Origin of the sequence: Streptomyces sp. AC1-42W (assembly GCF_003248355.1) — a bacterium.
Lineage (GTDB): Bacteria > Actinomycetota > Actinomycetes > Streptomycetales > Streptomycetaceae > Streptomyces.
The window spans coordinates 1,750,943-1,770,051 of sequence record NZ_QKWY01000002.1 but is presented as its reverse complement, the minus strand read 5'-3'; the positions used below and the strand labels follow the sequence as shown (position 1 = coordinate 1,770,051).

The 19,109-nt window shown below is 71.2% G+C and carries 16 protein-coding genes; 6 read left to right on the top strand and 10 right to left on the bottom strand.

The window, feature by feature from the left end; translation table 11 throughout:
- Window positions 1–30 precede the first annotated feature (30 nt).
- A complete protein-coding gene (locus DNK56_RS26040; protein ID WP_111338264.1) occupies window positions 31–660 on the top strand; it encodes a helix-turn-helix domain-containing protein in 630 nt (209 codons plus the stop codon).
- A gap of 38 nt (window positions 661–698) precedes the next feature.
- Here DNK56_RS26040 and DNK56_RS26035 read toward each other — a convergent pair whose 3' ends face one another.
- Window positions 699–1,724: an ATP-dependent 6-phosphofructokinase gene (locus DNK56_RS26035; protein ID WP_111338263.1), complete on the bottom strand. Its 1,026-nt coding sequence runs from the start codon at window positions 1,722–1,724 to the stop codon at window positions 699–701.
- A gap of 262 nt (window positions 1,725–1,986) precedes the next feature.
- Here DNK56_RS26035 and pta point away from each other — a divergent pair, with 262 nt between their 5' ends.
- The 3 genes from pta to pyk all read left to right on the top strand — a co-directional run bounded on the left by pta (window position 1,987) and on the right by pyk (window position 6,868).
- Window positions 1,987–4,113, top strand: coding sequence for a phosphate acetyltransferase (gene pta / locus DNK56_RS26030; protein WP_111338262.1), 2,127 nt, complete (start codon window positions 1,987–1,989; stop codon window positions 4,111–4,113).
- Window positions 4,114–4,118: 5 nt separating this feature from the next.
- Window positions 4,119–5,363 (top strand): acetate kinase, encoded by a 1,245-nt coding sequence (locus tag DNK56_RS26025; RefSeq protein WP_111338261.1) that lies wholly within the window; start codon window positions 4,119–4,121, stop codon window positions 5,361–5,363.
- 74 nt (window positions 5,364–5,437) lie between these two features.
- Complete coding sequence (gene pyk, locus DNK56_RS26020) at window positions 5,438–6,868, top strand: pyruvate kinase (RefSeq protein WP_111338260.1); 1,431 nt, start codon at window positions 5,438–5,440, stop codon at window positions 6,866–6,868.
- Window positions 6,869–6,935: 67 nt separating this feature from the next.
- On the opposite strand, the gene DNK56_RS26015 is transcribed toward pyk, so the two are convergent.
- The 5 genes from DNK56_RS26015 to tnpB all read right to left on the bottom strand — a co-directional run bounded on the left by DNK56_RS26015 (window position 6,936) and on the right by tnpB (window position 12,739).
- The gene (locus DNK56_RS26015) at window positions 6,936–8,258 is read right to left on the bottom strand and encodes a hypothetical protein (protein WP_111338259.1); all 1,323 of its coding nucleotides are present in this window, start codon (window positions 8,256–8,258) and stop codon (window positions 6,936–6,938) included.
- Window positions 8,248–8,820: a DUF6114 domain-containing protein gene (locus DNK56_RS26010; protein ID WP_111338258.1), complete on the bottom strand. Its 573-nt coding sequence runs from the start codon at window positions 8,818–8,820 to the stop codon at window positions 8,248–8,250. The genes DNK56_RS26015 and DNK56_RS26010 overlap by 11 nt, the downstream gene beginning before the upstream one ends.
- A gap of 98 nt (window positions 8,821–8,918) precedes the next feature.
- Window positions 8,919–9,590 carry a DUF6230 family protein gene (locus tag DNK56_RS26005; RefSeq protein WP_241990083.1) on the bottom strand — a complete coding sequence of 224 codons (672 nt, stop codon included), beginning with the start codon at window positions 9,588–9,590 and terminating at the stop codon, window positions 8,919–8,921.
- A 626-nt stretch (window positions 9,591–10,216) separates the two neighbouring features.
- The gene (locus DNK56_RS25995; RefSeq protein ID WP_111338255.1) at window positions 10,217–11,188 is read right to left on the bottom strand and encodes a tetratricopeptide repeat protein; all 972 of its coding nucleotides are present in this window, start codon (window positions 11,186–11,188) and stop codon (window positions 10,217–10,219) included.
- 78 nt (window positions 11,189–11,266) lie between these two features.
- A complete protein-coding gene (gene tnpB / locus DNK56_RS25990) occupies window positions 11,267–12,739 on the bottom strand; it encodes an IS607 family element RNA-guided endonuclease TnpB (protein ID WP_111339608.1) in 1,473 nt (490 codons plus the stop codon).
- Between the two features lie 409 nt (window positions 12,740–13,148).
- Between tnpB and DNK56_RS25985 the strand changes: the two genes are divergently transcribed.
- Window positions 13,149–13,817: a TetR/AcrR family transcriptional regulator gene (locus DNK56_RS25985; protein ID WP_111338254.1), complete on the top strand. Its 669-nt coding sequence runs from the start codon at window positions 13,149–13,151 to the stop codon at window positions 13,815–13,817.
- On the opposite strand, the gene DNK56_RS25980 is transcribed toward DNK56_RS25985, so the two are convergent.
- From DNK56_RS25980 to DNK56_RS25965, 4 genes are all read right to left on the bottom strand, one after another.
- A complete protein-coding gene (locus DNK56_RS25980; RefSeq protein WP_111338253.1) occupies window positions 13,793–15,493 on the bottom strand; it encodes an acyl-CoA mutase large subunit family protein in 1,701 nt (566 codons plus the stop codon). The two genes, DNK56_RS25985 and DNK56_RS25980, sit on opposite strands and share 25 nt — an antisense overlap.
- An 84-nt stretch (window positions 15,494–15,577) precedes the next feature.
- Entirely contained in the window at window positions 15,578–15,913 is a 336-nt protein-coding gene (locus DNK56_RS25975) for a DUF3817 domain-containing protein (RefSeq protein ID WP_111338252.1), read from the bottom strand.
- 65 nt (window positions 15,914–15,978) lie between these two features.
- Window positions 15,979–16,488 (bottom strand): MarR family winged helix-turn-helix transcriptional regulator, encoded by a 510-nt coding sequence (locus DNK56_RS25970; protein ID WP_026171455.1) that lies wholly within the window; start codon window positions 16,486–16,488, stop codon window positions 15,979–15,981.
- Window positions 16,489–16,498: 10 nt separating this feature from the next.
- Complete coding sequence (locus tag DNK56_RS25965; RefSeq protein ID WP_241990082.1) at window positions 16,499–18,019, bottom strand: MFS transporter; 1,521 nt, start codon at window positions 18,017–18,019, stop codon at window positions 16,499–16,501.
- Between the two features lie 74 nt (window positions 18,020–18,093).
- Here DNK56_RS25965 and DNK56_RS25960 point away from each other — a divergent pair, with 74 nt between their 5' ends.
- On the top strand, window positions 18,094–19,077 hold the full coding sequence (locus DNK56_RS25960) for an ArsR/SmtB family transcription factor (RefSeq protein WP_111338250.1): 984 nt from the start codon (window positions 18,094–18,096) through the stop codon (window positions 19,075–19,077).
- The last annotated feature ends 32 nt before the right edge of the window (window positions 19,078–19,109 follow it).

Below are 19,109 nucleotides of genomic sequence, written 5' to 3'. Positions count from 1 at the left end.
GCCGCCCGAAGACTCCGCGAGGCCCTGGGAATGGCTCCCGGCCATGTCGCCTACGGCCTCGGCGCCCAGTACGGCCTGCGGATCACCCCGGAGACCGTGGCCGAATGGGAACGCGGCCTGGCCGTTCCCTCGGAGTACGAGCTGACCGCGCTGGCCGGGGTGCTGTGGTGTGCGCCGGGCGAGCTGCTGACGGCCGCGCGCAGCCTGAGCGAGCACCGGGTCGCGCGGGGGCTGGCCCCGGACGAGCTGGCGGCGCGGGTGGGGATGGCCGCCGGCGCGTATCTGCGGATGGAGGAGTCGGGGCGGTGGCGGGGCAACGAGCGCCAGTCCGCGGCGCTGGGCGAGGCGCTGGGCCTGACGCCCGCCGACTTCGTGACGGCGACCGGGCGTGACGAGGAGCTGGCGGGCCTGCTGCGCAGCGCGGTGACGACGCGCTGGCAGGCGTACACCCGGCCGGTGGCCAAGCTGGTGCCGCTGGAGCGGCGCCACGTCCAGGACACCCTGGAGCGGCTGCACGCGGACTACCAGGCGCTGATGGTGACCACGCTCAGCTGGAGCAGCACCGGCACGGACCGGCCCAGTGGCTCCGGCGACGGGGGCCGGGCCTTCCTGGACCGGATCGTGCCCCGGTTCTGGGAGGCGGCGGCACCCGCGGCGTAACAGCCGTCACGGCCGCGGGGCGCCGCCCGGCGGGCCGGTCAGAAGACCGACTCGGCCTCGTGCATCCGGTCCAGCGGGACCGTCTTGAGCTGGGTGACCGCCTCGGCGAGCGGGACCATCTCGATGTTGTTGCCGCGCAGCGCGGTCATCCGGCCGAAGTCGCCGCGGTGCGCCGCCTCCACCGCGTGCCAGCCGAAGCGGGTGGCGAGGACGCGGTCGTACGCGGTCGGGGTGCCGCCGCGCTGGACGTGGCCCAGGATGACCGGCCGGGCCTCCTTGCCGAGCCGCTTCTCCAGCTCGACGGCCAGGCGGTTGCCGATGCCCTGGAAGCGCTCGTGCCCGTACTGGTCGATCTCGCCCTTGGCGTACGGCATGGAGCCCTCGGCCGGGTGCGCGCCCTCGGCGACGCAGATGACCGCGAACTTCTTGCCGCGGGCGAAGCGCTCCTCGACCATCTTGACCAGGTCGTCCACCTCGAACCTGCGCTCGGGCAGGCAGATGCCGTGGGCGCCGCCGGCCATGCCGGACTCCAGCGCGATCCAGCCCGCGTGGCGGCCCATGACCTCGACGACCATCACGCGCTGGTGGGACTCGGCGGTGGTCTTCAGACGGTCTATGGCCTCCGTCGCGACGCCCACGGCGGTGTCGAATCCGAAGGTGCGGTCGGTGGAGGAGATGTCGTTGTCGATGGTCTTGGGCACCCCGACGACGGGCATCCCGGCGTCCGACAGCATCCGGGCGGCGGTGAGCGTGCCCTCGCCGCCGATCGGGATCAGCGCGTCCATCCCGTAGCGCCGGCTCAGCTCGGCGCAGTTCTCGGCGGCCTCGCGCAGCCGGGCGCGCTCCAGGCGGGCCGAGCCGAGGATCGTGCCGCCGCGGGCGAGGATGCCGCTGACCGCGTTCAGGTCGAGGGGCCGGAAGTGGCCGTCGAGGAGGCCCTTGAAGCCGTCCTCGAAGCCGATGACCTCGTCTCCGTGGCCGACGACGGCCCGGTGGACGACCGAACGGATCACTGCGTTCAGGCCGGGGCAGTCGCCGCCTGCGGTGAGAACTCCGATGCGCATCCTGCTGTATCTCCTGCTCGCTGGGCCCGTCCGTCGGCATCCGGAACGGGGCTTCTTCCTCTTCCCCCGTACCGTGAGTCACGACGAGTGTCCCACGCCGGGCGCACGGCTCGCGCTCCCGGCCGTCCGGGGGCCGCCTGCCGGGGCCCTCGCGGGGCAGTAGTCCGGCGGGCGGCGCCGCCCGCCCCATGGGTATCGTCAAACGGGCGATTGCCACTCGAACCGGGCACCATACCGGACCAGAGACGACGGGAGAGCACGCGTGACGCGCAGCGTGTACGTGACCGGGATCGACCGGGGGGACGGCCGCCAGGTCGTGGACCTGGGCGTCATGGAGCTGCTGACCCGCCAGGTGGACCGGGTCGGGGTGTTCCGCCCGCTGGTCCACGACGACCCCGACCGGCTGTTCGAGCTGCTGCGGGCCCGCTACCGGCTGTCCCAGAACCCGTCCACGGTGTACGGGATGGACTACCACGAGGCGTCCGCGATCCAGGCGGAGCGGGGTACCGACGAGCTGGTGTCCCGGCTCGTCGAGCGCTTCCACCGGGTGGCCGTCGACTACGAGGTGGTGCTCGTCCTCGGCACCGACTTCGCCGCCACCCAGCTCCCCGACGAGCTGGCGCTCAACGCCCGGCTGGCCAACGAGTTCGGCGCCTCGGTGATCGCGGTCGTCGGCGGCCAGGACCAGAACGCCGAATCGGTGCGCGCCGAGACCCGCAACGCCTACCGTGCGTACTCGGGCCTGGGCTGCGACGTGCTGGCGATGATCGTGAACCGGGTGGCCCCCGCCGACCGCGACGTCATCGCGGAACGGCTGTCCGCCACACTGCCCGTGCCCTGCTCGGTGCTGCCCGACGAGCCGGCCCTCGCGGCGCCGACGGTCGCCCAGATCACGGCGGCCCTGAACGGCACGGTGCTGCTGGGCGACGATTCCGGGCTCGCCAGGGACGCGCTGGACTTCGTCTTCGGCGGGGCGATGCTGCCGAACCTGCTGAAGGCGCTGACCCCGGGGTGCATGGTGGTCACGCCCGGGGACCGCGCGGACCTGGTGGTCGGCTCGCTCGCCGCGCACAGCGCCGGGACGCCGCCGATCGCCGGGGTGCTGCTGACCCTGGACGAGCGGCCCGGCGAGGAGATACTCACGCTGGCCGCGCGGCTCGCACCGGGCACCCCGGTCGTGTCGGTGGCCGGCGGCTCCTTCCCCACCGCCGGGGAACTCTTCGCGCTGGAGGGCAAGCTGAACGCGGCCACCCCGCGCAAGGCGGAGACCGCCCTCGGGCTCTTCGAGCGCCATGTGGACACCGCCGCCCTCCTCGACCGGATATCCGTCGCCCGCAGCGGCCGGGTCACCCCGATGATGTTCGAGCACGAGCTGCTGGAGCAGGCGCGCGCGGACCGGCGCCGGGTGGTGCTGCCGGAGGGCACCGAGGAACGGGTGCTGCGCGCGGCGGACGTCGTGATGCGGCGCGACGTCTGCGACCTCACGCTGCTGGGCGACCCCGACGTCATCCGCAAGAAGGCCGCGGACCTGGGCATCGACCTGGCCGAGACCCAGCTCATCGACCCGCAGACCTCGGAGCTGCGCCAGTCGTTCGCCGAGCGGTACGCGGCCCTGCGGGCGCATCGCGGGGTGACGGTGGAGCTGGCGTACGACGTCGTCTCGGACGTCAACTACTTCGGCACCCTGATGGTCGAGGAGGGCCTGGCCGACGGCATGGTCTCCGGCGCGGTGCACTCCACGGCGGCGACGATCCGGCCCGCCTTCGAGATCATAAGAACGAAGGGGTCCGAGCGCAGCTCGTCGGGCAGGGCGGCGGCGGGCGATGGGGGGACGAAGCCGGACGCCTCGATCGTCTCGTCGGTCTTCTTCATGTGCCTCGCCGACCGGGTGCTGGTGTACGGCGACTGCGCGGTCAACCCGGACCCGGACGCGGAGCAGCTCGCGGACATCGCGGTCCAGTCGGCCGCCACCGCCGCCCGCTTCGGCGTGGACCCCCGGATCGCGATGCTCTCGTACTCGACGGGCACCTCGGGCACCGGCGCGGACGTGGACAAGGTGCGCGCGGCGACGGACCGGGTGCGCGGGAGCCGGCCGGACCTCCTGATCGAGGGCCCCATCCAGTACGACGCGGCGGTCGAGCCGAGCGTCGCGGCGACCAAGCTGCCGGATTCCGAGGTGGCGGGGCAGGCGACGGTCCTGATCTTCCCGGACCTGAACACCGGCAACAACACGTACAAGGCGGTGCAGCGGTCGGCGGGTGCCGTGGCGGTGGGCCCGGTCCTCCAGGGGCTGCGCAAGCCGGTCAACGACCTGTCGCGCGGCGCGCTCGTGCAGGACATCGTCACCACCGTGGCCATCACGGCGATCCAGGCCCAGGGCGAGGAGTGACCCGTATGACCACCCCGAACACCACCGAAGGCACGGCGGCCGGGAAGCCGGGCCGGGTGCTCGTGCTCAACTCGGGCTCGTCCTCGGTGAAGTACCAGCTGCTCGACATGAGCGACCGCTCCCGGCTGGCGGCCGGGCTGGTGGAGCGGATCGGCGAGGAGACCTCCCGGCTCGTGCACACCCCGCTGACCGGGGACGGGGGCGGCCCCCGGGAGCGCGAGGGCCGCATCGCCGACCACGACGAGGCACTGCGCGCGGCGGCCGCGGAGCTGGCGGCGGACGGGCTCGGCCTGGACTCGCCGCGCCTGGCGGCGATCGGGCACCGGGTGGTGCACGGCGGGCTGCGGTTCACCGAGCCGACCGTGATCACCGACGACGTGCTCGAGGAGATCGAGCGGCTGGTCCCGGTGGCGCCGCTGCACAACCCGGCGAACATCACGGGCATCCGCACCGCCATGGCGCTGCGGCCGGACCTGCCGCAGGTGGCGGTGTTCGACACGGCGTTCCACACGACGATGCCGGAGCACGCGGCGCGGTACGCGATCGACGTGGAGACGGCCGACGCGCACCGCATCCGCCGCTACGGCTTCCACGGCACCTCGCACGCGTACGTCTCGCGCAAGGCGGCGGCGCTGCTGGGCAAGGAACCGGAGGACGTCAACGTCATCGTGCTGCACCTGGGCAACGGGGCGTCGGCCTCGGCGGTCGCGGGCGGCCGGTGCGTGGAGACGTCGATGGGGCTGACCCCCTTGGAGGGGCTGGTCATGGGTACCCGGTCCGGGGACATCGATCCGGCCGTCACCTTCCATCTGAAGCGGGTGGCGGGGATGTCGGCGGACGAGATCGACGTCCTGCTCAACAAGAGGAGCGGCCTGGTGGGGCTGTGCGGCGACAACGACATGCGGGAGATCCGCCGCCGGATCGACGAGGGCGACGAGCGGGCCGCGCTCGCCTTCGACATCTACATCCACCGGCTGAAGAAGTACATCGGCGCCTATACGGCGGTGCTCGGCCGGGTGGACGCCGTCGTCTTCACCGCGGGGGTCGGGGAGAACTCCGCCCCGGTGCGGGAGGCCGCGATCGCGGGTCTGGAGGAGCTGGGCCTGGCGGTGGACGCGGATCTGAACGCCGTACGGTCCGCGGTGCCGCGGCTGATCTCACCGGATTACGCACGCGTCGCCGTCGCCGTGGTGCCGACGGACGAGGAACTGGAGATCGCCACGCAGACCTTCGCACTGGTCGACAACTGAGCGGACCCCCGCCCCTTTGTATCTTCCGCCAGCCGGAATATTCCGCAGCGAAACAAACCGATAGGATTCGCCCCATGCGCCGTTCGAAAATCGTCTGCACCCTCGGCCCCGCCGTCGACTCCCATGAGCAGCTCGTCGCTCTGATCGAGGCCGGCATGAGCGTGGCCCGTTTCAACTTCAGTCACGGCTCCCACGCGGAACACCAGGGTCGTTACGACCGGCTCCGCAAGGCCGCCGCCGAGACCGGGCGGGCGGTCGGCGTGCTCGCCGACCTCCAGGGCCCGAAGATCCGCCTCGCGAAGTTCGCCGAGGGCCCGGTCGAACTGGTCCGCGGGGACGAGTTCGTCATCACCGCCGAGGACGTCCCCGGCGACAAGTCGATCTGCGGCACGACCTACAAGGGTCTGCCCGGCGACGTCGCCAAGGGCGACCCGATCCTGATCAACGACGGCAACGTCGAGCTGAAGGTCGTCTCCGTGGAGGGCCCCCGGGTCCACACCATCGTCATCGAGGGCGGGGTGATCTCCGACCACAAGGGCATCAACCTGCCGGGTGCCGCGGTCAACGTGCCGGCCCTGTCCGAGAAGGACGTCGACGACCTGCGCTTCGCGCTGCGGATGGGCTGCGACCTGGTCGCGCTCTCCTTCGTCCGGGACGCGAACGACGTCAAGGACGTCCACAAGGTGATGGACGAGGAGGGCCGCCGGGTCCCCGTCATCGCCAAGGTGGAGAAGCCGCAGGCCGTCGAGAACATGGAGGGCGTCGTCATGGCGTTCGACGGTGTGATGGTCGCCCGCGGCGACCTCGCCGTCGAATACCCGCTGGAGCGCGTCCCGATGGTGCAGAAGCGCCTGGTGGAGCTGTGCCGGCGCAACGCCAAGCCGGTGGTCGTGGCGACCCAGATGATGGAGTCGATGATCACCAACTCCCGCCCGACCCGCGCCGAGGCGTCCGACGTCGCCAACGCGATCCTGGACGGCGCGGACGCGGTCATGCTCTCCGCGGAGTCCTCGGTCGGCGCGTACCCGATCGAGACCGTCAAGACCATGTCGAAGATCGTGGTCGCCGCCGAGCAGGAGCTGCTCTCCAAGGGCCTCCAGCCGCTGGTGCCGGGCAAGAAGCCCCGCACCCAGGGCGGTTCGGTGGCCCGCGCGGCCTGCGAGATCGCGGACTTCCTCAGCGGCGAGGCGCTGGTCGCCTTCACCAAGTCCGGTGACACGGCCCGCCGCCTGTCCCGCTATCGCGCCGCCCAGCCGATCCTGGCCTTCACCACGGACGAGTCCACCCGCAACCAGCTGGCCCTGAGCTGGGGCGTCGAGGCGCACGTCGTCCCGCACGTGGACAACACGGACGCGATGGTGGACCTGGTCGACTCGGAGCTGCTGAAGCTGAACCGCTACAACGCCGGTGACACGATGGTCATCACGGCCGGCTCGCCCCCCGGCGTCCCCGGCACCACGAACATGGTCCGCGTCCACCACGTGGGCGGCCAGGACCAGGGCTGACCCCGAGCGGCGCGACGGCCCGGCACCCCTGCGGGGGTGCCGGGCCGTCGTCGTGCCACCGCGTGCGTCAGGCGCCGTCCTCGGTGAAGTAGTTGTGCAGTCCGGGGATCGTCAGGGTGCCGCCGAACTGACCGGCCTGGGTGACCTTCACCTTGGTGAAGAAGGCGAAGGGCACGTTCAGCGGGGGCGGGGACTGCGGGCTGAAGGTGATCGGGATGAGGCCGAAGAGGTTGCCCTTCAGCTCCTCCGTGTACATCGTCACCGTGCCGTTCCTGATGGTGGAGGTGGAGCCCTTCCGCGCCTGCACATGGCCGGTGAGGCCCGGCATCGGCCCGACCGTCAGCTGGTGCAGGTCCTTGATGTCGATCGAGGACGCGGTGAACTTCAGCACCTTCTTGATGGTGCCCTCGCCCGTCCGCACCTCCACGATGCCCTTGTAGTCGAGCCCGTTCAGGGTGAGCAGCGAGCTCTCCAGAATCCACGGGTCGCTGGGCAGGTTCGGGATGCCCGGCTCCAGCTTCGCGTTGGCCAGAGCCTCCGGGTCCGCGGTCGGGCACGGGAACGGCTGCTTGGCGCCGTCCGGGATGTCCTCGTCCTTCTTGGCGTCGGTGCCCTTGACGTCCTCGTCGAGTTCCTCGACCGTGCGGCCCGCCCGGCCGGCCGCCTCGCGGATGGCGTCGGTGGTGGTGTCGGTGGCCTTCTCGGCGGGCTCGTCCTTCGGGTCCGGGGTGCTCTCCGGGGCGGTGTCCGGGGCGGTGTCCGGGGCGGCGGACGCCGTCGGCTTCGGGCTCGCGGTGGTGGGCGTGGGGGACGGGCTCGCCGTCTCCGCGTCCTTGCCGGGGTCCTTGTCCGGGCCGTCGAAGAGGTCCTTGAGCGCGTCGCCGAGGCCCAGCGGGTCGAGCGGGTTGACCGACTTGGTGGGCGAGGGCGTGGCGGCGGGGGTCTCGGCCGCGGTGTCGGCCGGGGTGTCGGCCGTGGCGACCTCGGTGGTCTGCTTCGCGGTGTCGGCCGGCGCGCCCGTGGCGGTCGGCTTCGGGGTCGCCGCGCCGCTCGTCGTCGGGGCCGGTGTGCTGGTCGGGCTCGCGGAGGCGGACGGCGTCTTCGACGCGGAGGGCGTCGGTTCCACCGACTCGCTCGGCTCGTCGGAGCGGGTCACACAGGGGCCGGGCGCGAAGGGGATGTCCGTCGCGTCGTCGGCCATCGCCAGACGGGGGGTGAGCCCCATCCCGACGAACACCGCCGTGGGCATCGCGGCGAGCGCGAACGCCTTCTTGCCGGACGGCATGTGGAGCTTCGTCAGCAGCGACTTCCTGGGCGCGGCGTGGCGGGGTCCCCGGCGTTCCTCCCGGAGCCCGGACTCGTCCGCGCGGTTCACGTCATCACCCCGCACGATGCCCCCCGCCGTCGGTCTCGGCCACCGCGTCGTACGGGGCCTGCTGTTGTTCGGGGAGGCCCGCACCGTGCAGCGCGCCCTCGGGGAGCGGGGCCGCCGGCTGCTCGTCCTTCGCGAACGAGACGGTCTCCGGGGCCGCTTCGGGCGCCTCCGCGGTCGGCTCCTCGCCCGGCATCCACGACACGGAGAGCGCGCCGCCGAGCAGGGCGAAGACGAAGCCGATCAGGAAGCCGCCGATGTTGGCGACCGGTATCGACACGAGGGCCAGCAGAATGGCCGCGACACCGGAGAACACGCGGACGATGCTGTGGAACCACATCGTCAGGCCCAGCGTGACAAGCAGGACACCGATGATCAGCGAACCGGCGCCGGCGGTGGTGGACATCGCCAGCGTCACGTTGCCGAGGTGCATGTTCGCGTACGGGAAGTACATGATGGGCAAGCCGCCCAGCATGGTGAACAGTCCGGCCCAGAACGGCCGGTTACCCCGCCAGGTACGGAAGCCGCGCCGGGCGACGGTGAGGTAGTGCTCGTTCTGCCCTTGGGATTCGGGGCTCATGGAAAACAGCTCCCTGGGAACCGGTACTGCTGCGAGGAGGAGGGGTGGGCGGCCGGGAACCACTGCGTGCTCCCGGCCGCCCAGGGCCGGCTAGCGCCCTAGTAGCACTCGTTGACGCCCCTGGACAGCGCCAGGTGCAGACCCGGCAGCTTGAACGTGCCCGCTGTGGTGGCCCACGCCCGCTGCTTGACGTCCGTCAGCTTGGCGGTCTTGGCCCGCTGCGCGAACCCGTTCGGGTTGACCCACTTGTCGGCACCGGGCTGGATGCCCGGATTCTGCAGATCACCCGCGCGGACACCGATGTCCATGCCCGTGAACTCGGCGTTGGCCTGGAGGTCCGAGACATCGAGGTAGAGGCCGGTGGCGTCGACCAGCTTCTTCTTCTTCTCCTCGCCCGTGGCATTCCCCGGGTCACCGGCGGTCAGCCGCAGCGTCACGTTGCCCAGCCCGAACGGCAGGTTGGGGGTGACGATCGACTGGCACATCGTGTTGATGGTGGCGTGACTGAACCCGGAGACGGCAACGGCGTGGCCCTTGCCGTCCTTCATGGGGTCGGCGCCGCCCTCGGTCGCGATGCTGCCGTACTGAACGAAGTTCTCACCGTTCAGTTCCTTGGCCGTGACCTTGAACTCCTGCCCCGAGACGCTGAACGACGCGGCGAGCGCGCCCTGCGCCAGGCCGACGCCGACCGCGGCGGTGGCTATGACGCTCGGCACCATGACGACAGCGAAGCGCTTCCATCTCGTGCCACCGCGAACCTGGGAACTCATACTTTTCCTCCTTCTCGGACGTACATCTCCGGTCCGGCATCCTGCCCGACCTGGGATGGGAGAAGTGCTACGTCCTCGGAAAGGAGAGCGCCCGCGAGCGGAGGCGTGTCACGCGTCCGCACCACCGGCGATCACCCCCGAGCGACAACCACGGGTCACGCGTGTGCGCGACCTGATCGGACAGGCCCTGCCGACCGGCAGGAACCCCCCTGTCCGGAGCCGGCGTCACTGCCGCCGACCCACTCGGTGGGGACCCAACGGAGCCGCCCCACCCGACTGGCAGCCGGACTGGCGTTATTGGACCGAGCGTGGCCGATCGTGGTCCATTCCCGGCCGGGACACAAGAGGGTTCGTTACTCGCTGGTAATGCCCCCTCGCCGGGCCACGACCTGCCGGCGTCGAGCGGCCACACAGGGTGGCCCAGGATCGGCGGACGAAAGAGGGTAACAGCGAGTGAAACGGGGCACATCGCCAAGATCGATTTACTGCGAGTAACAGGCCGCGCTTTTATCAAGATTTGGTAAAGCGGGGCCTACTCTTATCGCCTGATCGTGAAAACGGCTGCGGCGCCCGAAGGCCGCCGCGGCCGTGTTGTCAGTTCAGCACAATCGGACCGGACCAACCGGTCAGAACAGGACGCGCGCGAGCGCGGTGCGCGCCGCGCCCACCCTCGGGTCCTCCGGGCCGATGACCTCGAAGAGGTCGAGCAGCCGCAGCCGGACCCGGTCGCGGTCCTCGCCGAACGTGCGGCGCACCGTCTCCACGAGCCGGCCGAAGGCGTCCTCCACATGGCCGCCGACGAGGTCCAGGTCGGCCGCCGCCAGCTGGGCGTCCGCGTCGGCCGGCTTCTCGGCGGCGTCCCGGCGGACCTGCTGCGGGTCCGTCGCCTGCACCCGGGCCAGCAACTCGGCCTGGGCCAGGCCCAGCTTGGCCTCGGTGTTGTTGGGGTCGTCGGACAGGACGTTCTTGTACGCCTGGACCGCACCCGGGAAGTCGTTGGCGTCGAGCGCCCGCGCGGCCGCCTCCAGGAGCGAGTCGTACGGGCCGGGCGGAGCCGGGGCCGCCGCCTGGGCCTCGCCGGGCGCCGCGGCGTCCACCGCGATGCCGGTGAGGCCGAAGCGCTCCTCGCCGACCTGGATCAGCTGGTCCAGGGTCTGGCGGATCTGGGCCTCGGGCGCCGCGCCCTGGAACAGCGGCAGCGCCTGTCCGGCGACGACCGCGAAGACGGCGGGGATGCCCTGGATGCCGAACTGCTGCATCAGCAGCTGGTTGGCGTCGACATCGACCTTGGCCAGCACGAAGCGGCCGTTGTACTCGTGGGCCAGGCGCTCCAGGAGCGGGCCCAGCTGCTTGCACGGTTCGCACCACTCGGCCCAGAAGTCGATGACGACGGGCACTTCTGCGGAGCGCTGGAGGACGTCGTTCTCGAAGCCCGCCTCGTTGACGTCGATGACGAGGGAGGAGGCGGGAACGGCCGCCGGGCCGCCCTGGCGCGCGGACTCGGCACGGGCCTGCTCCGCCTTCGCCTTGGCCTCACCGGCCGCCTTCACCGCGGCGAGGTCGACGACGCCGCTCATGGACATGTTTCTGGGCTGCATGCGTACATCCTCCGTTGCTTTAATCATCAGTAGATATCAGCAATCCCGGCGTTTCTGCCGGAATAGTCCGTGACGGTGTCACCAGAGCGCGAGTTGCGTTCTGATGTCCTGTTGACGGTCTCCCGTTTCTGTCCCGGCTCTGGGGCTGGGGATTGTGCCACCTGCCCGCCCCCTACCGGCCTTGCGGCCGGGAAGGGTGGTGCGGGTCTTACGGTCGGCTCCACGGGGCTTCGGCCCCACCGCGATGGTGGGGCCCAGGTCTCCGGCCACTCCGGTACCTGTACTGCTGGTGGTGGAGGTTGTCGCGAGGGCGAGCAGATTGCGTCCAGCGTTCTCGTCCCGGTCCATGACGAGCCCGCAGGCGTCACACTCGAAAACGCGTACGGCCAGGGGCAGTTTGGCTTTCACCGCACCACAGCGTGAGCACGTCTTCGAGGAGGGGAACCACCGGGAGGCCACGACCAGGCGTGTCCCATGCCGGCGGGTTTTGTACGTCAGCTGGCGCCGGATCGCACCGAACGAGGCATCCGCGACTTGGCGCGAGAGGCGCCGGTTGCGGCTCATACCCGCCACATTCAGGTCCTCGATCACAAGGGTGCCGTACTCGGCCGTGAGGCGGGTGGTCAGTTTGTGAAGGCTGTCCTCGCGCAGGTTCCCCACCCGGTGATGCACCCTGTTCCGGGCACAGTTGGCCTTCCTCCACCGACGTGAGGGCTGCTGCCCGGTGCGGCGGTCGGGGCCTCGCCGACGTGAGACGACACGGCTGGCACGACGCAGCTGCTTCTGGGCGCGGTCAAGGTGGCGGGGGTTGGTCACCTCGGTCACGGTTCCGTCGCTGTCCGCGAGAGCAGCGAGAGTTTTGATGCCCAGGTCGATCCCGACCGCAGCATCCGGGCGCGCGACCCGCACCAGTTCGCTTCGCTGTTCGACCTGGAACGAGACGAACCAGCGCCCCCGGTCCAAGCGCACTGTCGCGGACAGAATTCGTATCGTGCCTGAGTCGATACGGGCGTGCAGGTCGGGACGGGGCTCGTGGAGGCGGATCTTGCCGATCCTGGGCAGGGTGACATGCCTGCCGTCTGCCTCGATACGGATCACCCCGGTCGTGAACCGGCACGTCAGACGTGCCTTCCGCTTGGACTTGAAGCGCGGCACACCCACCCGCGCGCCCTTGCGTTTACCATTCCTGGATTTCGCATAGGTATCGAAAGCGGCCGATGCGTTGGCGAGGCCAGTGTTGTAAGCCTCCTTGGAGTTCTCATCCCACCACCCCGAAAACCGCGGATCGGTGTGCTTGTCCTCATTGAACGCCTTCCGCAACGACGGCAGCGACCACGACCGCCACGCCGTCAGCCCGTCCTCCGCAATGCCGTAGGAGACCTCGGCCTGGCGTTGTCGCCACACCGCCGTGACGTGAGCGATGACCCAGTTGTATGCGGCCCGCGCAGCACCCGCATGCGAGTGCAGACGCCCCATGGCCGTCACATTCGGATCCAGAGCCAGCCTGTATGCGGATACGGCAGAGCCCTGCCGCGGCGTGAACTTCTTCACGCACACCCCCCAGTGGGGCACCAAGACCAGTTCCACAGCATCACCACATCAGCATATGCACGGAAAATGCCATACAACTGCAGAAAGAAGCAGGAACAGTTGTTCACCCCTCGGTGTGCAGTTCCGGAAAGCGCTACGGGAACCGCGCCCGTCCACGATCCCCGCCGGTGTGCGGGGTGGCCGGACAGACACGGTTCATGGGCCCCTGAATGGCCCGGTCGGCACCCGGTCCCCACCCGGCGCCTGTGGCTGTCGTTCGTCGTGACGTCCGGGACGGTCCGGACCGTCGCCTTACGCTACGACCCGTAGCGTAACTGGCCACGCCCCCTGATGCACAAGAGTGTTCGGTGATCTCTCTCACGGGGAGCGGTCCCGGTCGGATTTACCTACTGGCGGGTATGGTCACGGCATGCTCAGCCGCAGCCACCCCAAACCCGCACGATCGGGACGTCCGCGCAGCACCGAGGCCGACGAGGCCATCCTGGAGGCCACCCGCGCCTCGCTCGTGGACCTCGGCTGGTCGAAGCTGACGATGGGTGACGTGGCGACGCGGGCGGGGGTCGCCAAGACGACCCTCTACCGGCGCTGGGCGGGCAAGAACGAACTGGTCGTGGACGCGGTCGCGGTGCTCTTCGACGAGCTGGAGATGCCGGACCTGGGCAGTCTGGCCGCCGATGTGGAGGCGGTGGTGCTCCAGTTCGCCGCCCTTCTGGAACGGCCGGAGACCCGGACCGCCCTGATGGCGGTGGTCGCCGAGTCCACACGGGACGAGGCGCTGCGGGCCCGCATCCGCGACTCGATCGTCAACCGGCAGAAGCGCCTCGTCCTCAAGGGCCGGCAGCGCGCCCAGGAGCGCGGCGAGCTGCCCGTCGAGCCGGACGAGGCCACGGCCGCGCTGACGGCGGACCTGGTCTTCGACGTGATCGCCGGCGCGGTGGTGCACCGGACGCTGGTGAGCGGCGAGCCCGTCGACGCCGACTGGGCCCACCGCTTCACCCTGCTCCTACTGGCGGGCCTGGGCACGGCAGGCGGTGCGCTGCCGCGCCCGTACGGTCAGAAGCCTGCCGGTTCTGTGTAGACGCCCCACTCGTCGCGCAGGACGCCGCAGATCTCGCCCAGGGTCGCCTCCGCGCGGACCGCGTCGAGCATCGGGGCGATCATGTTGGAGCCGTCGCGGGCGGCGGCCAGCATCGTGTCCAGGGCGGCCCGGACGCGGGCGTCGTCGCGGGCCTCCTTGCGGGCGCCGAGCGCGCGGACCTGCTCGCGCTCGACCTCGTGGCTGACCCGGAGGATCTCCAGGTCGCCGGTGACCGAGCCGTGGTGGGCGTTGACGCCGACGACCAGCTTCTCGCCCTTCTCCAGCGCCTGCTGGTAGCGGAAGGCGGACTCGGCGATCTCGCCGGTGAACCAGCCGTCCTCGATGCCGCGCAGGATGCCGGAGGTGATCGGGCCGACCGGGTGCTGCCCGTCCGGGTGGGCGCGGGTGCCGCGCTCCTTGATCTGCTCGAAGATCTTCTCCGCGTCGGCCTCGATGCGGTCGGTGAGCTGCTCCACGTACCAGGAACCGCCCAGCGGGTCGGCCACGTTGGCGACGCCGGTCTCCTCCATCAGCACCTGCTGGGTGCGCAGCGCGATCTCGGCGGCCTGCTCGGAGGGGAGCGCCAGGGTCTCGTCGAGGGCGTTGGTGTGCAGCGAGTTGGTGCCGCCGAGGACGGCGGACAGCGCCTCGACGGCGGTGCGTACGACGTTGTTGTACGGCTGCTGCGCGGTGAGCGAGACACCGGCGGTCTGGGTGTGGAAGCGCAGCCACTGCGCCTTGTCGGTCTTCGCGCCGTACGTCTCCTTCATCCAGCGGGCCCAGATCCGGCGGGCGGCGCGGAACTTGGCGATCTCCTCGAAGAAGTCGAGGTGCGCGTCGAAGAAGAAGGAGAGGCCGGGCGCGAAGGTGTCGACGTCGAGGCCGCGCGAGAGGCCGAGCTCCACGTAGCCGAAGCCGTCGGCGAGGGTGTACGCCAGCTCCTGGGCGGCCGTCGCCCCGGCCTCGCGGATGTGGTAGCCGGAGACGGAGAGCGGCTTGTAGGCGGGGATGGAGCTCGCGCAGTGCTCCATCAGGTCGCCGATGAGGCGCAGATGGGGCTCGGGCTGGAACAGCCACTCCTTCTGCGCGATGTACTCCTTGAAGATGTCCGTCTGGAGCGTGCCGTTGAGGACGGCCGGGTCCACGCCCTGGCGTTCGGCGGCGACCAGGTACATGCAGAAGACGGGGACGGCCGGGCCGCTGATGGTCATCGACGTCGTGACGTCGCCGAGCGGGATGTCCTTGAACAGGACCTCCATGTCGGCGGCGGAGTCGATGGCGACGCCGCAGTGGCCGACCTCGCCGAGGGCGCGGGCGTCGTCGGAGTCGCGGCCCATCAGGGTCGGCATGTCGAAGGCGACGCTCAGCCCGCCGCCGCCGGCGGCCAGGATCATCTTGTAGCGCTCGTTGGTCTGCTCGGCGTTGCCGAAGCCGGCGAACTGGCGGATGGTCCAGGTGCGGCCCCGGTATCCGGTCGGGTGCAGCCCCCGGGTGAAGGGGTACTCACCGGGCCAGCCGATCCGTTCGAAGCCCTCGTACGCGTCGCCCGGCCGGGGGCCGTACACGGGCTCGACCGGGTCCCCGGACAGCGTGGTGAAGTCGGCCTCACGCTTGCGGGCCTTGTCGTAACGGGCCTGCCAGCGGCGGCGGCCTTCCTCGATCGCTTCAGCGTCCATGCCCGCCAATTTACTAGGACGTCCTAGTAAATGTCGATGACAAACCGCCCGGCGCTTCGCGCGGGGCGGTTCGTCAGGAATCGCTCAGACGTTCGCAGGGGCTGCGGGCGTCGCGTCGGCGACCAGCGGCTCGACCTCACGGACGATCCTGCGCTCGACGAAGAACGCGGCCGTAGGAATGGTGCCCGAGATCAGCACCCAGAGCAGCTTCCCCATCGGCCACTTCGCCTTGGACCCCAGGTCGAAGGCGAAGATCAGGTAGATGATGTACAGCACGCCGTGGATCTGGGAGACGACGAGCGTCAGGCCCTCACCCTTGTCGAAGCCGTATTTGAAGATCATGCACACGCAGAGGATCAGCAACATGACGGCGGTGACGTAAGCCATCACCCGGTATCGGGTCAGCACACTGCGTTTCATGCCATCGAGCGTAACCGGACGTCCCGGGCGATCTTGCAGCGGGCCGGGCTCCGGAACCGCGTCTCTCAGATCTCCTCGAAGTCCTGCGCGGCGATGCGCAGGGGCCGCAGCAGCGCGAAGATCTCGGCGCACTCCTCGGCGTCGTACACCCCGAGCCCGAACTCCATCGCCACCAGGTCCCGGGTGGCCGACTCGACGACCTCGCGGCCCTTGTCGGTGATCGAGGCCAGCGTGCCCCGGCCGTCGTTCGGGTTGGGGCGCTTGTCGACCAGGCCGGAGCGCACCAGCCGGTCCACCGTGTTGGTCACCGACGTCGGGTGGACCATCAGCCGCTCACCGATCTTGGACATCGGCAGCTCGCCGGCCTTGGAGAAGGTGAGCAGCACCAGCGCCTCGTAGCGCGCGAAGGTCAGCCCGTACGGCTTGACGACGGCGTCCACCTCGGCGAGCAGGATCTGCTGCGCCCGCATGATCGAGGTGATCGCGCCCATGGACGGGACGGGGCCCCAGCGCTGCTGCCAGAGCTCGTCGGCGCGGGCGATGGGATCGAAGGGAAGGCTGAGCGGCTTCGGCACGGCCACGACCTTACCCATGGGGAACTTGCCGGTCCTCCCTGTCTCGTACTTCGGTCCGGGTCCCGTCCCCGGGTGCGATTACGGGACCGGCACCGGGCGCCGTTCTGCGTACCTCGGCCACCAGCGGCAACAGGCACAGGGTGCCCAGCACGGCCGCCCCCGCGACCACCCCGTGCACCGGGAAGAACTCCGCCGCGAGCCCGGCGAGCGCCATCCCGACGCCCTGGATCGTCATCAGCCCGGCGGTGAGCAGGGTCATCGCCCGCCCGCGCAGCTCCTCCGGGACGGCCGCCACGAACCACTGGTCGAGGCCGATCACGTACGCGGAGGAGGCGCCGGCCACCACGAGCGCGGCGGCGGCCCCGGCGACGCCCGGCGTCAGCCCGTACACCAGGAGGGGCAGCAGACCGGCGGCGGCGAGCGGCAGCACGATCCGCTCCCGGGTCCGGGGCCGCAGCGCGGAACCCGCGTACAGCTCGGAGGCGATGTGCCCGACCGGCATCGCGCACATCAGCAGCCCGAGCGCGGCCGGGCCGACGCCGATCTCGTCGGCGTACGGCGCGGCCAGCGCCTCCGGCGCGACGACGAACATCGGGGGCAGCCAGAACAGCAGCATCAGCGCGCGGACGCGGCGATGGCCGAGGACCAGCCGGGCGCCGGAGAGCGAGTCGCGCAGCAGCGAGGAGCCGGACCCGTCCCGCGTACGGGCGGGCCGGTCGCGGGTGCCGAAGCGCAGCAGCGCGGCCGAGCAGAGGAAGGTGACGGCGGTGACGGTGATCGCGCCGCGCGGCGAGACCACGGTCAGCAGCACCCCTCCGACGCCGAATCCGGCGAGCAGCGAGCCCTGCGAGACGATCCGCAGCAGCGAGCGCCCCAGGACGTACAGCTCGCCCTCGCCCAGGATGTCGGTGAGCGCGGCCATCCGGGCCCCGGTGAAGACCGGCGAGACGGCCGCGACCAGGCAGCGCAGCACCAGCAGTCCGGCGACCGGGGTGCCCGGCAGGACCATCACGGCGACACAGGCCGCGCAGACCAGATCGCAGCCGACCAGCACCCGGCGGGCGGGGTAGCGGTCGGCGATCCCGGCGAAGAGCGTGCCGCCGACGAGGTACGGGAGCATGCCGAGCGCGAAGGTCAGCGCGCTGAGCAGGGGCGAGGAGGTGAGGTCGTAGACGAGGACGGTGAGCGCGAGTTCGCTGACGATGACGCCGAGGAGCGAGAGCAGATGCGCGGCGAACACCGCGCGGAACTCGCGGACGGCGAAGACGGGCTGGTACCCGCGCGGCGCCGGTGTGTCGGGTGTGTCGGGTGTCCCGAGAGTCACGGGTGTCTCGGACGTATCAGGCGTCTCGCGCGCCTCGCGCGTCTCCGGTGTTCCGCCGCCGGCCCGGAGCGCCGGTGGCCGGCTCGGGTCAGGGGGGCCTGTGCGCTCCGGGGGCGGGGCCGGGAGTGCGGCCGGTCCGGTGGGCCGGGCAGGGGTTCCGGGGTCGCCGGGGCTGCCCGGCCGGGGATCGGTGGTGTCTCTCGGCATGGCCGCAGCCTGCGGTACCGGCCCGCCCGCCCCGTAGACTTTCGGCACCGGCCGAATCTTCGCGGGGTCCGCCCATGTCCTTCCAGCTGCACTTCGACGAGAGCGATCTGCTGCGCTGCCGCTTCGCGCTCTCGCCCCTGTTCGAGACCCAGGCGGCGGTACGGGTGCTGGCGCGGCCCGCCCAGCAGGGCTACCACCTGCCGTGGCTGCGGAGCATCCGGGACGCGGCGGCCGGTCTCGAACTGGACCCGCTGTGGCTGCTGATGCCGGACGGCGGGCACTGCCCGGACTTCTTCTCGCCGCCGCCGATGGGCCCGCTCGCCTCCTTCGACGAGGAGATCGCCGCCGTGCGGTCGGTCGATCCGGAGCTGGCCCGGCAGGACATCGCGGCCTCGCTCGACCAGCGGCCGCAGGCGCGGGACTCGGCCGCGGGGCGGGCGCTGCTCGCCGACCCGGCGCGCGCCGTGCGGGAGTTGGCGGACCTGCTGGAGCGGGCCTGGCGGCTGCTGATCGAACCGCACTGGCCCCGGCTGCGCGCGCTGCTGGAGGCGGACGTGGCGTACCACTCGCGCCGGCTGGCGGCGGTCGGGTTCGAGCGGCTGCTCGGTGAGCTGAGCCCGCGGCTGAGCTGGTCGGGCTCCACGCTCACGGTCAGCGGGACCAGAAGCGCCCACTCACGGGTGCTGAGCGGGCGGGGGCTGGTCCTGATGCCGTCCGTGTTCGTCTGGCCGGACACGGTGGGCGGCTTCGAGGACCCCTGGCTGCCGGCCGTGATCTACCCGGCGCGCGGCATCGGGGGCCTGTGGACGGAGCCGGGCGCGAGCACCCCGCAGGCGCTGGCCCGGCTGCTCGGGCGGGGGCGGGCGGAGGTGCTGTGCGCGCTGGACGAGCCGGCCGGGCCGACCGTGCTGGCGCACCGGCTGGGCCTGGCGCCGTCGTCGGTGTCGGAGCACCTGTCGGTGCTGCGGGCGGCCGGGCTGCTGACTTCGCGCCGCTACGGGCACCAGGTGCTGTACGAGCGGACGCCGCTGGGGATCGCGCTGGCCGCCCAGGAGTGACGCGCGGCGCCTGCGGCCGGGGGACGGAACGC

Coding starts and splice junctions, on each gene's coding strand:
- DNK56_RS26040 (WP_111338264.1), top strand. CDS start 31: ATGGCTCCCGGCCATGTCGCCTACGGCCTCGGCGCCCAGTACGGCCTG.
- DNK56_RS26035 (WP_111338263.1), bottom strand. CDS start 1,724: ATGCGCATCGGAGTTCTCACCGCAGGCGGCGACTGCCCCGGCCTGAAC.
- DNK56_RS26025 (WP_111338261.1), top strand. CDS start 4,119: ATGACCACCCCGAACACCACCGAAGGCACGGCGGCCGGGAAGCCGGGC.
- pyk (WP_111338260.1), top strand. CDS start 5,438: ATGCGCCGTTCGAAAATCGTCTGCACCCTCGGCCCCGCCGTCGACTCC.
- DNK56_RS26010 (WP_111338258.1), bottom strand. CDS start 8,820: ATGAGCCCCGAATCCCAAGGGCAGAACGAGCACTACCTCACCGTCGCC.
- DNK56_RS26005 (WP_241990083.1), bottom strand. CDS start 9,590: ATGAGTTCCCAGGTTCGCGGTGGCACGAGATGGAAGCGCTTCGCTGTC.
- DNK56_RS25995 (WP_111338255.1), bottom strand. CDS start 11,188: ATGCAGCCCAGAAACATGTCCATGAGCGGCGTCGTCGACCTCGCCGCG.
- DNK56_RS25985 (WP_111338254.1), top strand. CDS start 13,149: ATGCTCAGCCGCAGCCACCCCAAACCCGCACGATCGGGACGTCCGCGC.
- DNK56_RS25980 (WP_111338253.1), bottom strand. CDS start 15,493: ATGGACGCTGAAGCGATCGAGGAAGGCCGCCGCCGCTGGCAGGCCCGT.
- DNK56_RS25975 (WP_111338252.1), bottom strand. CDS start 15,913: ATGAAACGCAGTGTGCTGACCCGATACCGGGTGATGGCTTACGTCACC.
- DNK56_RS25965 (WP_241990082.1), bottom strand. CDS start 18,019: ATGCCGAGAGACACCACCGATCCCCGGCCGGGCAGCCCCGGCGACCCC.
- DNK56_RS25960 (WP_111338250.1), top strand. CDS start 18,094: ATGTCCTTCCAGCTGCACTTCGACGAGAGCGATCTGCTGCGCTGCCGC.